Genomic DNA, 13,506 nt, shown 5'->3' with positions numbered 1-13,506 from the left:
GACATATCAACCGCGCAGGGCAGCCATGGCGGCCGCATGGAGCTCAGGCGTTGCCGCCGCCAGCACATCGCCGCCCTTTTCCGCCGGCCCGCCGTCGAAGGTGGTGACGACACCGCCCGCCTTCTCGATGATCGGGATCAGCGCCACGATATCATAGGGCTTCAATCCGGGATCGGCGACAATGTCGACGCTTCCCGAGGCGATCATGGCGAAGGCGTAGCAATCGGCGCCGTACCGGGCGAGCTGGATCTGCCTCTCGAAGGCGTCATAGCGATTGCGCGCCTCGCCCTTGAACAGCGCCGGCGTGGTGGTGAACAGGGTTGCCTCGGAAAGCTTCGTCGTCTTGCGGGTCGAAAGCTTGCGCGGGCCTCCCGGCCCCTCATAGTGCGAGCCAGAGGCGTTGGCATAGAACAACTCGCCGGTGAAGGGTTGCGCCATCATGCCGGCGACCGCGTCACCGTCGACCGTCAGCCCGACCAGCGTTCCCCATACCGGCAGGCCGGAGATGAAGGCGCGCGTGCCGTCGATCGGATCGATCACCCAGACATGCCTGCTGGAGATATTTTCGCTGCCATGCTCCTCGCCAAGAATGCCATGGTCGGGATACTCGGCCGAGATCAGCGCCCGGATGGCGCGCTCGGTCTCGCGGTCGGCTTCGGTGACCGGATCGAAACTGCCCTTTTCCTTGTTGGCGACAGCCCCTTGGGCACGGAAGCGCGGCAAGGTCTCCGCCGCTGCCACCTGCGCGATGCGGCGCATGAAATCGATGCTGATATCCAACTGATTCTCCCGCATGCGGCATGCCCGAATAGGGCTCTGCCGGCACTTTCCTGCCAAAACAAGCCTGTTTATCGATTTATCCGCTGCCGCGACTGTTGCCGTAATGTCACGCCAGCGTCATCGAAACGCAGTTTCCACATCACTCTGAATTAAAAAAGCCTGAACGTCGCTTGACATTTGTGCAGCGCACAATACCCTCAATCTCGGACAGGTTCTCCTGTCCATGCCCTCCTTGGGCGTTTCCTCCCTAGACTTCGACCGTATCGTGAAAACGATGCGGTCTTTTTTTACACCGCAAATCCCAAGCTGCCCATCCGGTGCGCGATCTCACTCCGCGGCCAGCGGCAGGTCGATGAAATGATGGTCGGGCATCGCCATCAGATCGGCCGAAAATCGCGTCAAATCATCCGCCAGCGCATCAAAGCCCGCTGCCTTCTCGAATGTCCGCTCGTTCATGTAGAGCCCGCGATTGACCTCGATCTGCAGTGCATGCAGATGACGCGCCGGGCGGCCATAGTGCTCGGTGATGAAGCCGCCTGCATAAGGCTTGTTGTGGGCGACGGTGTAGCCCATGGCGCAGAGCAGGCCGATCGCGGTTTCGGTCAGGGCAGCGGTGGCCGAGATGCCGAAACGATCGCCGATGATGAAGTCCGGCCGCAGGCCGTTATCGCCGACACGGATGCTCGCCGGCATCGAATGGCAATCGATCAGCACCGCAAAGCCGAAACGGGCATGGGTTCTCGTCAAAAGCCGCTTCAGCGTCTCGTGATAAGGCTTGTAGACGGCCTCGATGCGGGCGACCGCTTCGGCGAGCGGCAAGCGGCCGGAATAGATGTCGAGCCCCTCGCCGACCAGCTTGGGTACCGTGCCGAGCCCGCCCGCCACCCGCGCCGAGCGGATGTTGCAGAAGGACGGCACCGGCTCGGCGAACATGCGCGGGTCGAGTTCCCAGGGCTCGCGGTTGACGTCGAGATAGGCGCGCGGGAAATTCGCCGCCAGCATCGGCGCTCCGAGCGCCACCGCGCCCCCGAACAGCTCATCGACGTAGCAATCCTCCGAGCGGCGGATGGCGTTGCGGTCGAGCCTTGCCATGGCAAGGAAGCGTTCGGGATAGTAGCGGCCGCTGTGTGGTGAGTTGAAGAGGAAGGGAACGCGCTGTTCGGCGCCCGATCGGATTTCGAAGGGTGAAACGACCGAAAAATCCTCGGCTGCCGTCTTCAATTTGAACGAACCCGAAAACACCAGTGCATCATGAAACGAAACTGCCACCTTGCTGGCCGCATGTCCAGCATTTCGGCGGCCTCACCGCTTACCAAATGTGGGGCTTCCTCGGCCTCGTTCACTTGATGTTTACCCTCACCTCCTCATATACAGGATGGTTAACGGGCCTGCCCCACGGCAGTCTCGGGCGGGTGATTCGGACGGGACATCATGGCACGCATTCTTCTGGCGGAAGACGACGACGATATGCGTCGGTTCCTCGTCAAGGCGCTGGAGCGCGCCGGTTATCAGGTCAGCGATTTCGACAATGGCGCCAGCGCCTATGAGCGGCTGCGCGAGGAACCGTTCTCGCTGCTGTTGACCGACATCGTCATGCCGGAGATGGACGGCATCGAACTGGCGCGACGCGCCACCGAGATCGATCCCGACCTCAAGGTCATGTTCATCACCGGTTTCGCCGCCGTTGCGCTGAACCCGGATTCCAAGGCGCCGAAAGACGCCAAGGTGCTGTCGAAGCCCTTCCACCTGCGCGATCTCGTCAACGAGGTCGAGAAGATGCTGCAGGCGGCCTGAGCCGCCTTCGGCCAAGGCATCGCGGCTGCGGCGAGACGACGCCTTCTTTCCTTTTTCCTGCTATTGACGCGTTGGATCAAAAATGGTGTATGCGCGGCTTCGGATGGGCGTGTAGCTCAGCGGGAGAGCACTGCATTGACATTGCAGGGGTCACAGGTTCAATCCCTGTCACGCCCACCATCCTTTCAAGACTTAGATAACTTCCTGACGATGTGGCTTATCGAGCGTCTTGGCCGACACGCCGAGCGCGCCGGCCGCTTCCCAAATCGATGCCTGCGAGCAAGGCTGGTTGCATGGCCAGCAGCGCGATGTGCGCTGGCCGAGAAAGGCAACCTTCGGCCGGATCCGAACCGTGCCGCCCGTGGTGCGGACCCACAGACTGGGAGGTTGCAAATGAGACAAGGATCACTTTGTCCTTAAGTGGAACCTAATATACCAGAACTCAGTTTCAGTAGTGCAGCATCCCCCTCCGCTGCGGCCAAGGGAATTCACTCTTGGTCGGCCCGCATCGTCCCAACCCGGCGGTGCGGGCTCATTTTGTCTGGACCCGTATTCCCTCGATAAAGTTCAACGGGGCTCGGTGTATCCCTCCATCGAGCAGGACCGACGAAGGCCCGTCATCGTGTCCTATGGTAGGCTTTACCCAGATGCGGAGCGGACCACTGCAACGGCAATTTTGGCCGATCAAGGAACCTGTTTTCGAAATTGGAGTTTGGAAGCCGCTTGGGTTCCCTCACCAAGCAGAACACTGGAAAGGCCCGTCACTGCTTCCTCAGTGGCGGGCTTTTCTCGGCGGCTTGGACGTGCACCTACGGCGCTGGACTCGGCAAGCCCCACCCGTATCCGCTGGCCGAACGATAGCAGTTGCCCGCTTGCTGAAGGACAGGGCTCCGCCGCTAGTGCGCTACCTATTCAAGGTCTTCGGTTCGACAAGGAACGATGCTGCGATCAGGTCGTCGCCAGCAATCTGCCCGCGACCGTCATCCATGATCGCTGCGACCTTTTGGAAGGTTCTTATTTCGGTCTCGGTTATGCGAGCTGCCCGCACTCTCGCCTGGAGATCAACCAAGCGCGCCTCGAGGGCTTGCGATGTTTCGACTTCAACGTTCATCATCTTCCACTTGTCCGGTTGAGTGGCGACCGACATGCACTGCCCGCCGCCATGGTGTGGCGGCGGGAGTGGTAGTTCGAAGTTCAGTCGTAGACTTTGACAATCTTGCGGGTGCCTGGGTCCACCAGAACCGTGCGGTTGTCGACCACCACGTAGCGGTATTTGACGTTGGGGACCTCATGAAGTTCAACCGTGTCCGGCAGAGCCGTTCCGACGTTCAGTTCCACACCGGGAACCTTCACGGAAGCAAGTGGCTGCTTCTTCACGTATTCGCGCACGACGGTGTCCTGCTCCGGCGTGATGACAACGTCCTGTGCCGCAACTGCGCCGACGCCGGCTAAAAGCAGTAGCGCCGCAGCGCTGCTGGTAAGGTGCATCCTCATGGTTTTCTCCTCTTATGGTCCGGGCGACAGCACGACCGTCTGCGCGCCAGCCATCCGAACACCTCGTCCGGCCAAACGTTCCGTTGCCGGGCTTCAGTCTGAAACAGGATAGGACCAAAGTCCGGCCGCAAAACGCAATGGTCTTGCCTCTTGGGACTGGGCGGAACGGCCTACGTCCGTCGTAGTTGCTTCTCCAAATCGGAGAAAGCAGATGGATAAGAGTGTTGGCCAAGCGCGGTGGTTGCTCGCACCGGTTTTCGCGACGGCCGTCACCTTTCTGGTGATCGGCATAGCCCTTGGCTGACATATCGTGGATCGGCACAGCTACGTCCCTTCCTGTGCTGATAGGACCCGCGAGCCGCCTAGGGCAGCTGGCGGGTCCTCTATTATCTGGTGAGCAAAGGACAATGACATTGATCCAGAAATCGAATGAAAGCGGCAACGCGAACGACCCTGCGAATGACAATGATCAGCCTGGGTTGCTGGACGCCGTCTCCTTGACCGACGAGGAAAATATTGCCGATCTTGTCAGACGAACCGAGCGCACTGCTCTTTGGGTAGTTCTAGGAATGGGCGGCTGGTTGATGTTAGTCCCCGCTATCTACATTGTACTGACCCACGGAATATGAAGGCACAACTGCGCCCGCCGTAGCGGCATTGCTCAACCTCACGAAGCGTCTTGATGGCAAATATCGAAGCGGGTCCGTCAACCAACGGACTGAAGGCGAAATGCTATTCGATCGAATTCGAACTTCTCGGTGTCGAGCGCGAAACGGCCGAGCCGGCATTGGCTCTAATGGCCGATCGGCCGACGGGCAGGCATGCGGTTCGGCTTTCATCAATTCGAGCGGCGCCATCCGAGACCGACTGTGGAAGCGGATCCAAGCACTTGGGGCCGGCGGAAGGTCATGAAGCGGCCGGCAACACAATGGGTCAGCCCGACCGCATTAAGCACTTGCGCGGAAAGGAAGATTTGCGGCACGTTTCACTGCAGGAATTTCGGGGAGGAAGATCATGCCGATTCGACGGAAGGCGACTGAGGTAGGTATTTTTGACGCTTCAGAGATAGCTCTTCTCGGGCGGGTCTTTGATAGGCTCAGGCTTGATGACCAGTCGGCCGATGCACGCGACGCAATCGCATCCCGCATTATCGCAAACTACATGGCGGGTGTGGTCGACGAGGACGAACTCGCCTCGCTTTCGAAACAGCCGTTGGGGCGCTAACAATGGCGGTCGCCAAGAAGGATCAGGAGTGCGCCAACTGTGCCTGGTGTACTGCGTTACAAAGCGCGGGAACATGGCAAAGAACGCGTCGTGCCTGATATCTGCCGACGCCTTGCTAGAAGCCTTTAACGACGTTCTTTTTAGGCCGCCAGAGCGCGATCGGCCCGATCGTCCCGGCGTGGTCATTAAAACGGCGCATGGCTGGAAAAGTGCCCAGGATCTCACTTCTTGTCGGAGAGCGATACCGTCCGCTCGTAGTAGCCGTCGGCCGAGATGAGAGACAGCGCTTTGACTTGAAGAATCGTTGGACATCCCAAGAACCTGTTCAGAAAACCCCGCCTGACTCCCGGTCGGCGGGGCTTTTCCGTGCGTTCACACCATGCATTCAACGCGCTAGAACGAGCGGCCGTAACCACGCGGCCTGGCTTTCGGCCCCGGCGAACTTTCCGCCGGATTTGCGGCCAATTTGGCGAATCGCCGGTCTCTTAGCCGCAGGAACTTCTCTTTTGCCAGCAACTCGTCGCGCTCGTCATCGTCCGCGTCCATTCGGCCATACGTCGCGGCAATCACATAGTCGGCTTTGTTGGTTCGATAGTCTTCTTTTCGCATAGACATCGTTTTCTCCCTGTCGGCGGCCTTTTTCCCTCCTTTTGGCCTGACGGAGGAATTAACTGCCGGTGCGCCGCACGAGTCTACCAATTGGGGATTGTATTAAAATGGTACACGCCACGTCCGGGCGGCCCACGCAGCGGCTCTCGGCGTCGAGATCACAAATAACCCATGCGAGGGATACTTCCGGTCAATCCCGCTGGGCTCAGATGCCCGCGACCGCGCACAGGCTCTTCATCCTGGATACGGCCAGGTCCGGATCGGCCAGCAGGCCTGCCTGGTCGGCAAGGCGAAAAATATCGGCATAGTGGCGGATGCCGCGCGCCGACTGCATGCCGCCGACCATCGTGAAATGGTCCTGATGGCCGTTCAGCCAGGCCATGAAGACGATGCCGGCCTTGTAATATTCGGTCGGTGCCTCGAAGATCTTTCGCGACAGCGGCACCGTCGGCGCCATCAGCGCATCATAGCCGGCGCGGTCGCCCTCGGCGAGTTTCGCTAGGGCGGCGTTGGCCGCCGGCGCGATGGCGTCGAAAATCCCGAGCAGCGCGTGCGAATGACCAGGGCCGTCTCCGGCGATCAGTTCGGGATAATTGAAGTCGTCGCCGGTGAACATCACGACCCCATCCGGTAGCCGGCTGCGCAGCGCGACCTCCTTGCCGGCATCGAGCAGCGAGATTTTTATGCCTTCGACCTTGCCGGCATGACGCTCGATGATGGCGACCACTGTATCGAGCGCGGTCTCGAAATCGCTGCTGCCCCAATAGCCTTTCAGGGCCGGGTCGAACATGTCGCCCAGCCAGTGCAGGATCACCTTGCCGGACGCTTGGCTCAAAAGGCGGTCGTAGACGCGCGCATAGTCATCGGGGCCCTTTGCGACAGCCGCCAGTGCCCGGCTCGCCATCATGATCACCTTGCCGCCCTGGCCTTCGATGAAAGCGAACTGCTCTTCATAGGCGGCGATGACATCGTCTGGTGTGCGAGCCGCCGCCGGGGCCAGATGATCGGTGCCGGCGCCCGAAGCAAGCTCGGCGCCTTCGACGGTCCGCGCCTCGGCGATCGAGCGGCGGATCAATTCCCGCGCATTTGCCCAGTCGAAACCCATCCCCCGCTGCGAGGTATCCATCGCCTCGGCGATACGGAAGCCGAGCCGCCACAGATGATGGCGGAACGCCATCGTCCGCTCCCAGTCGACCACCGGCCGCGACCATGGATCGGTCATCCCGAGCGGATCGGCAACGACATGCGCCGCCGCATAGGCGATGCGCGAAAACCGCGCGCCGACGATCGGCCACACCGGCTGTCCGACAAGCGCATAATGGCTGCTGCGGCCACCCTCACCAGGCAAGGCTATGTCCATCGATCTCTCCCTGTAATCGCGCTAATAAATGGAACGTTCCAATAAATCAAGAAGCTTTGAGATTCGAGGTTCACCTCCCTCGTATTGCTGCAACGCAGCACGATAGCCCCCGCAATTACAGGGCCCACGGCGTGAGATTATCGATATTCGGGAATCCAAAAATTCCCGATTGACTCCCGATTGGAGCGGTGATTAGAACGTTCCAATAGATTTGACGGAAACTGGGAGGAGGCATCTGGATGGCCAGCCGGGCCAAGGCGACGATCTTCGACATCGCCCGCGAGGCGGGCGTGTCCAAATCGACGGTGTCGCTCGTTCTCCAGGGCAGCGGACTGATCCGCCCCGAGACCGCGGTCAAGGTGCGCAAGGCGATCGAGGACGTCGGCTATGTCTACAACCGCGGCGCCGCCAATCTGCGCAAAGCCCACTCCAACGTCATCGGCATGGTCATCAACGACCTCACAAATCCATTCTTCGCCGAACTGGCGGTCGGCATGGAGCGCGTCTTCCAGTCCGCCGGCATCGTGCCCTTCATCGCCAACACGGCGGAAAACCCGGTCCGCCAGGAAGAAGTACTGAAATCGCTGATGGAACAGGGCGTCGCCGGGCTCATCGTTTCGCCGGCGCGCGGCACGACCCCGGGAGCATTCCGGCGGCTGGAAATGGCCGGTGTTCCGATTGCCTTCGCCATGCGCCGGCTGCCCGAGAGCCGCATTCCGGTGATCGCTCCCGACAATCATCGCGGCGCCTATCTCGCCGCCGCTCACCTCATCGGCAAGGGGCATCGCCGGTTGGCCTTCTTCGGCGGCTCGTCCGACCTCGTGGTCTATCATGACCGGCTTGGCGGCTTTCGCGAGGCATGCGAGACGCTCGGGATAGATACGCGTGACATGCTCGTCATCGAAGGTGAGACAAGCCGTCGGGGCGGCATCGCCTGCCTGGAAACCGCGCTTGCAATGGCTGAACCGCCGAGCGCGGCCCTGTGCTTCAACGACGCCGTCGCCTTTGGCGCCATGCTGGCGCTGCGCAAGCGTGGACTTGAGCCGGGACCGGATTTCGCCGTCGTCGGCTTTGACGATGTGACGGAAGCCGAACACTACATGCCTGCGCTGACCAGCGTCGCGGTGGACAGCGCCGGCCTCGGCGAACGCGCCGCCCATGTCATGATCAAGATGATCCAGTCGCGCACCACGCGCGCCGAAGACCATATCGGCGCGGTCAATCTCGTGGTCAGGGAAAGTTGCGGTCCGGACCGCCGCGCCAGAAACAGGTCGTCGGGAACGGGAGGCGTCGCATGAGCCTCAAATGGGGGCTGATCGGCGCCAGCACGATCGCCAGGCAATTCATGGTCAACGCCATCCGTGTGCAGGCCGATGGCAAGATCGCGGCGGTGATGAGTTCCAGCCCGGAGCGGGGCCAGGCCTATGCCGTGGAAAACAACATTGCGGTTGCGGTTTCGACGCTTGACGAGCTCCTCGCCGAGGATATCGACGCCGTCTACATCTCGACCACCAACGAGCTACATCTCGAACAGGCCTTGGCCGCCATCAAGGCAGGCAAGCACGTGCTGTGCGAAAAGCCGCTGGCACTGACGAGTGCCGATGCCCGCACGATGGTTGCCGCCGCCAGGGCGGCTGGCATCGTACTCGGCACCAACCACCACCTGCGCAACGCCGGCACGCATCGTGCCATGCGCGAAGCCGTCGCTGCCGGCCGCATCGGCAGGCCGATCGCGGCGCGTGTCTTCCACGCCGTCTACCTGCCTGAAAACCTGCAGGGTTGGCGCATCGCCAGGCCCGAGGCGGGCGGCGGCGTCGTGCTCGACATCACCGTGCATGATGCCGACACGCTGCGCTTCGTGCTCGGCGACGATCCGGTCGAGGTTTCGGCTTTCACACAGTCCGCCGGCATGGCCGGCAGCGGACTGGAGGACGGCGCCATGTGCATCTGGCGTTTCAAGTCCGGCCTCATCGCGCAGTCGCATGAAGGCTTTACCACCAGCTATGCCGGCACCGGCTTCGAGGTGCATGGCTCGGAAGGTTCGCTGATCGCCAGCAATGTGATGACGCAGAAGCCCGTCGGCGCGGTCATGCTGCGCACGGCAAGCGGCGAGGAGGAGTTGAGCTTCGACCACGAGGATCTCTACGTCAGGTCCGTGCGGCGGTTCCATGCCGCGATCCACGGCGACGGCCAGCCTGCCGCCACCGGCGAGGACGGCATCTGGTCCCTCGCCTCGGCCGAGGCGGCATTGCAATCGGCCAGCTCCGGCAAGGCCATCGAGATCGACCCGAAACTCGGGAGCATGAAGTGAGCAAGGTCGTTTCAGCGGCGCAGGCAGCCGGTCTGATCAAGGATGGTATGACAGTATCCGTGTCCTCGTCGAGCGGCCTCGGTTGCCCGGACGCCGTGCTCGCCGCCATCGGTGAGCGCTTCGACGGGGAAGGCCATCCGAAAGATATCACCACGCTGCACCCGATCGCCGCGGGCGACATGTACGGCATCAAGGGCATCGACCATCTGGCAAAGCCTGGCCTGTTGAAGCGCACGCTCTGCGGCTCCTATCCATCCGGCCCCTCCTCCTCGGAGCCGCCGCAGATCTGGAAGATGATCGGCGACAATTCGGTGGCCGCCTACAACGTGCCGTCCGGCATCCTGTTCGACATGCACCGCGAAGCCGCCGCCAAGCGGCCGGGCGTGCTGACCAAGGTCGGGCTCGACACCTTCGCCGACCCGCGCCATCAGGGCTGTGCCATGAACGCGGCGGCCAGCGAAGCGATCGTCTCGGTGCAGCAGTTCGACGGCGAGGAATGGCTGTATTTCCGCTCGATCGTGCCCCACGTCTCGATCATCCGCGCCACCACGGCGGATGAGCGCGGCAACCTCACCTATGAACATGAAGGCGCCTATCTCGGCGGCCTCGAACAGGCACTCGCCGCCCGCAACAATGGCGGCGTCGTTATCGCGCAGGTCAAGCGCGTCGTCGAAAACGGCACACTGAAGCCGCATGACGTGCGGGTGCCGGGCGTGCTGGTCGACCACATCATCGTCGCGCCCGACCAGTTGCAGACGACGCTGACACAGTACGACCCGGCCATATCAGGCGAGATCTTCCGACCGTTGTCGACCTTCCGCAACGCCGAGATGAACGTCCAGAAGGTGATCGCCCGCCGTGTTGCCATGGAGTTGCGCGACGGCATGGCCGTCAACATCGGTTTCGGCATCTCCGCCAACGTTCCGCGCATCCTTCTGGAAGAAGGCCAGCACGGCAAGGTCACCTGGGTGATCGAGCAGGGCGCGGTCGGCGGCGTGCCGCTGCTCGACTTCAAGTTCGGCTGCTCATCGAATGCCGACGCCTTCATGCCCTCGCCGCACCAGTTCATCTATTTCCAGGCCGGCGGCTTCGACGCTTCGCTGCTCTCCTTCCTGCAGATCGACCGCCATGGCTCGGTCAACGTCTCGAAACTGTCGGCGCGGCCGCACGTCACCGCCGGCGCCGGCGGTTTCGTCGACATCACCGCGCGGGCGAAGAAGATTGTTTTCTCGGGTTTCTTCAATGCCGGGGCAAAACTGTCATTGGCCGATGGCGGCATCCGCATCGACCAGGAGGGCAAGGTCAAGAAAGTCGTCGGCGAAGTCGAGCACATCTCCTTCTCCGGCAAGCGCGCGGTCGCGCAAGGACAGGACATCACCTATGTCACCGAGCGCTGTGTAATGAAGCTGACGCCTGACGGGCTGATGGTGACGGAACTGGCGCCGGGCATCGATCTCGAGCGCGATGTGCTGGGGCAGTCCGAGATCGCGCTCGGTGTCGCCAACGACCTGAAGGTGACGCCGTCAGCACTCTACCAGGACCAGCCGATCGGCCTGTCACTCAATGGCGGCGCCTCGCTCGGAGGCGCGCATGGCTGAACGCCTCGTCACCTTCGAGCAGGACGGCGCCATCGGCATCGTCACCTTGCGCCGCCCGGAGAAATTCAACGCGCTGGATATTCCGATGCTTCGCGCGCTCGAAACAGTGCTCGATGAAGCGGAGGCGGCCGACGACGTTCGCGTCGCGCTCATCCGCGGCGAAGGCAAGGGCTTCTGTGCCGGTGGCGATGTCGAGGCCTGGGCCGCCATGAGTGCCGCCGATTTCCAGGTGCAATGGGTGCGCTACGGCCACCGCGTCTTCGACCGGCTGGCGCGGCTGCGGCAACCGACCGTCGCCGTGCTGTCGGGCCACGCGCTGGGCGGCGGGCTGGAACTGGCGGCAGCCTGCGATTTCCGGGTCGCGGAAACACAGGTGAAATTGGGCTTCCCCGAAACCTCCATCGGCGTCGTGCCTGGCTGGTCCGGTACGCAGCGCGCCGTGCGCCGTTTCGGCGCTCAGACGGTGCGTCGCATGGCGTTGGGTGGCGAGGTTCTCCTTGCTCCTGAAGCGCTGGCCCTGGGCGTGGTCGATCGAGTGGTCGAAACCGGCAAGGCACTCGCCGAGGCCAAGGCCTGGGCCGAGAAGATCGCCGAGCGCGGTCCGCTGGCGACGGAAGCGGCCAAGCTGATGATCGCGGTTGCCGAAGGTGAGGAAAGTGCCGCCGCGACCGAAGCGCTGGCCAGCGGCTTCATTGCGCTGACCGGCGATCTCAAAGCCGGCGTCGGCGCCTTCAAGGCCAGGCAGAAGCCGGCATTTTCGAGATCCTGAGGATTCACGACCAAGATGAACGCGCCTCTCAACATCGCCATGCCCGCCGAGGCCTCGGCAGCGCCGAAGACCTATCGGCTGCTGATCGATGGCAAACATGTCGATGCCCGCGACGGCAGGACGCTGGAACGCAACAGCCCCGGCCATGGCTTCACGGTTTCGCGTTACGCGCAGGCCGGCGAGGCCGAGGTGGAAGCGGCGATGCAAGCCGCGCACAGGGCGTTCGAGACCGGTCCCTGGCCGCGCATGAAGGCGGCCGAACGCGCCGCGCTCCTGCACAAGGCGGCCGACCTGATCGAAGCTCGGCTTGAAGACATTGCCCGTCTCGATGCGCTGGAATCCGGCAAGCCGATCGCTCAGGCCCGCGGCGAGATCGGCGGCGCCGTCGACATCTGGCGCTATGCCGCATCGCTCGCCCGCACGCTGCACGGCGAGAGCTACGCCAATCTCGGCGACGCGATGCTGGGCGTGGTGCTGCGCGAACCGATCGGCGTCGTCTCGATCATCACGCCGTGGAATTTCCCGTTCCTGATCGTCAGCCAGAAACTGCCCTTCGCGCTCGCCGCCGGCTGCACGGCGGTGGTCAAGCCGAGCGAAATGACCTCGGCCTCGACCTTCGTGCTCGGCGACATCCTGATCGAGGCCGGCGTGCCTGCCGGCGTCGTCAACATCCTGGCCGGCCTGGGCGGCGATGTCGGCGCACCGATGGTCAGCCATCCCCTGGTCGAGATGGTGTCGTTCACCGGCTCCACCCGCGTCGGCAAGATGACCATGGCTTCCGCCGCGCAGTCGCTGAAGAAGGTCTCGATGGAGCTCGGAGGCAAGAACGGCCAGATCGTCTTCCCCGACGCCGACCTCGAAGCCGCGGCCGACGCGGTGGTGTTCGGCGGCTTCTTCAATGCCGGCGAATGCTGCAATGCCGGCAGCCGGCTGATCGTTCACGAGGCGATCGCCGACGATTTTCTGGCCGCCGTGAAGGCACTTACGGCCAAGGTGACAGTCGGCGATCCGCTCGACGACCGAACCAAGGTCGGTGCGATGATCTCGTCGGACCACCTGGCCAAGGTGACCGGTTACGTTACGGCAGCGGCAAGCGACGGCAGCAGCGTCTACAGCGGCGGCAAGCAATTGGCCTCCAATGCCGGCCAATATCTCGACCCGACCATCATCCGCGGCGTCACCGATGACATGGCCATCGCGCGCGAGGAAGTGTTCGGCCCGGTGCTCTCCGTGCTGACTTTTGAATCGATTGAAAAGGCGTTGCACATCGCCAACAACACGCCCTATGGTTTGTCAGCGGGCGTGTGGAGCGCCAGCATCGACACATGCATGTCGGTAGCGCGTGGGGTGCGTTCGGGGACGGTTTGGGTGAACACATTCATGGAAGGTTATCCCGAGCTGCCTTTCGGGGGCTACAAGCAGTCCGGTCTCGGACGCGAACTCGGCAAGCGCGCCGTCGAGGATTATACCGAGGAAAAGACAATCCAGTTTCATCGCGGCCAGCGCACCGGATGGTGGGTCGGCTGAGTTGGGAAGAACCCGGTGGGCTTCCACCGGTCGTGTAATG

Annotated in this window: 14 protein-coding genes and 1 tRNA gene; 9 read left to right on the top strand and 6 right to left on the bottom strand. The window is 62.5% G+C overall.

Going from position 1 to position 13,506, the window contains the following annotated elements:
• Positions 1-6: 6 nt before the first annotated feature.
• Together hisN and AC0NIH_RS09330 are read right to left on the bottom strand one after the other, a co-directional pair.
• Entirely contained in the window at positions 7-780 is a 774-nt protein-coding gene (gene hisN, locus AC0NIH_RS09335; protein ID WP_473464982.1) for a histidinol-phosphatase, read from the bottom strand.
• Positions 781-1,107: 327 nt separating this feature from the next.
• On the bottom strand, positions 1,108-2,049 hold the full coding sequence (locus tag AC0NIH_RS09330; protein WP_224686292.1) for an N-formylglutamate amidohydrolase: 942 nt from the start codon (positions 2,047-2,049) through the stop codon (positions 1,108-1,110).
• A 162-nt stretch (positions 2,050-2,211) separates the two neighbouring features.
• Between AC0NIH_RS09330 and cpdR the strand changes: the two genes are divergently transcribed.
• Together cpdR and AC0NIH_RS09320 are read left to right on the top strand one after the other, a co-directional pair.
• On the top strand, positions 2,212-2,574 hold the full coding sequence (gene cpdR, locus AC0NIH_RS09325) for a cell cycle two-component system response regulator CpdR (protein ID WP_006199474.1): 363 nt from the start codon (positions 2,212-2,214) through the stop codon (positions 2,572-2,574).
• Between the two features lie 105 nt (positions 2,575-2,679).
• Positions 2,680-2,754 (top strand) — tRNA-Val (locus AC0NIH_RS09320).
• A 724-nt stretch (positions 2,755-3,478) separates the two neighbouring features.
• On the opposite strand, the gene AC0NIH_RS09315 is transcribed toward AC0NIH_RS09320, so the two are convergent.
• Complete coding sequence (locus AC0NIH_RS09315; RefSeq protein WP_287270065.1) at positions 3,479-3,688, bottom strand: hypothetical protein; 210 nt, start codon at positions 3,686-3,688, stop codon at positions 3,479-3,481.
• Between the two features lie 80 nt (positions 3,689-3,768).
• Positions 3,769-4,068 (bottom strand): DUF1236 domain-containing protein, encoded by a 300-nt coding sequence (locus tag AC0NIH_RS09310; protein ID WP_023765830.1) that lies wholly within the window; start codon positions 4,066-4,068, stop codon positions 3,769-3,771.
• 407 nt (positions 4,069-4,475) lie between these two features.
• On the opposite strand from AC0NIH_RS09310, the gene AC0NIH_RS09305 reads away from it, so the two are divergent.
• Together AC0NIH_RS09305 and AC0NIH_RS09300 are read left to right on the top strand one after the other, a co-directional pair.
• Entirely contained in the window at positions 4,476-4,697 is a 222-nt protein-coding gene (locus tag AC0NIH_RS09305; RefSeq protein WP_023765831.1) for a hypothetical protein, read from the top strand.
• A 385-nt stretch (positions 4,698-5,082) separates the two neighbouring features.
• Positions 5,083-5,292, top strand: coding sequence for a hypothetical protein (locus AC0NIH_RS09300; RefSeq protein ID WP_473464979.1), 210 nt, complete (start codon positions 5,083-5,085; stop codon positions 5,290-5,292).
• Positions 5,293-5,685: 393 nt separating this feature from the next.
• On the opposite strand, the gene AC0NIH_RS09295 is transcribed toward AC0NIH_RS09300, so the two are convergent.
• Both AC0NIH_RS09295 and AC0NIH_RS09290 read right to left on the bottom strand, forming a co-directional pair.
• Positions 5,686-5,901, bottom strand: coding sequence for a hypothetical protein (locus AC0NIH_RS09295; RefSeq protein ID WP_473464976.1), 216 nt, complete (start codon positions 5,899-5,901; stop codon positions 5,686-5,688).
• A gap of 205 nt (positions 5,902-6,106) precedes the next feature.
• Entirely contained in the window at positions 6,107-7,261 is a 1,155-nt protein-coding gene (locus tag AC0NIH_RS09290; protein WP_473464974.1) for a dihydrodipicolinate synthase family protein, read from the bottom strand.
• A gap of 239 nt (positions 7,262-7,500) precedes the next feature.
• Here AC0NIH_RS09290 and AC0NIH_RS09285 point away from each other — a divergent pair, with 239 nt between their 5' ends.
• Genes AC0NIH_RS09285 through AC0NIH_RS09265 form a run of 5 tightly spaced genes read left to right on the top strand, consistent with a single transcriptional unit; the run spans position 7,501 to position 13,466 of the window.
• Positions 7,501-8,559: a LacI family DNA-binding transcriptional regulator gene (locus AC0NIH_RS09285; protein WP_023765836.1), complete on the top strand. Its 1,059-nt coding sequence runs from the start codon at positions 7,501-7,503 to the stop codon at positions 8,557-8,559.
• On the top strand, positions 8,556-9,572 hold the full coding sequence (locus AC0NIH_RS09280) for a Gfo/Idh/MocA family protein (protein ID WP_352712353.1): 1,017 nt from the start codon (positions 8,556-8,558) through the stop codon (positions 9,570-9,572). The genes AC0NIH_RS09285 and AC0NIH_RS09280 overlap by 4 nt, the downstream gene beginning before the upstream one ends.
• A gap of 47 nt (positions 9,573-9,619) precedes the next feature.
• Positions 9,620-11,170 carry an acyl CoA:acetate/3-ketoacid CoA transferase gene (locus tag AC0NIH_RS09275; RefSeq protein WP_474025260.1) on the top strand — a complete coding sequence of 517 codons (1,551 nt, stop codon included), beginning with the start codon at positions 9,620-9,622 and terminating at the stop codon, positions 11,168-11,170.
• On the top strand, positions 11,163-11,939 hold the full coding sequence (locus tag AC0NIH_RS09270) for an enoyl-CoA hydratase/isomerase family protein (protein WP_473464967.1): 777 nt from the start codon (positions 11,163-11,165) through the stop codon (positions 11,937-11,939). The genes AC0NIH_RS09275 and AC0NIH_RS09270 overlap by 8 nt, the downstream gene beginning before the upstream one ends.
• 15 nt (positions 11,940-11,954) lie before the next feature.
• A complete protein-coding gene (locus AC0NIH_RS09265) occupies positions 11,955-13,466 on the top strand; it encodes an aldehyde dehydrogenase family protein (protein WP_473464965.1) in 1,512 nt (503 codons plus the stop codon).
• Positions 13,467-13,506 lie beyond the last annotated feature (40 nt).

Source organism: Mesorhizobium sp. WSM1386 (assembly GCF_055901595.1).
Note: the sequence above shows the minus strand (reverse complement) of the source record. Positions and strands in the feature narration are given on the sequence as shown.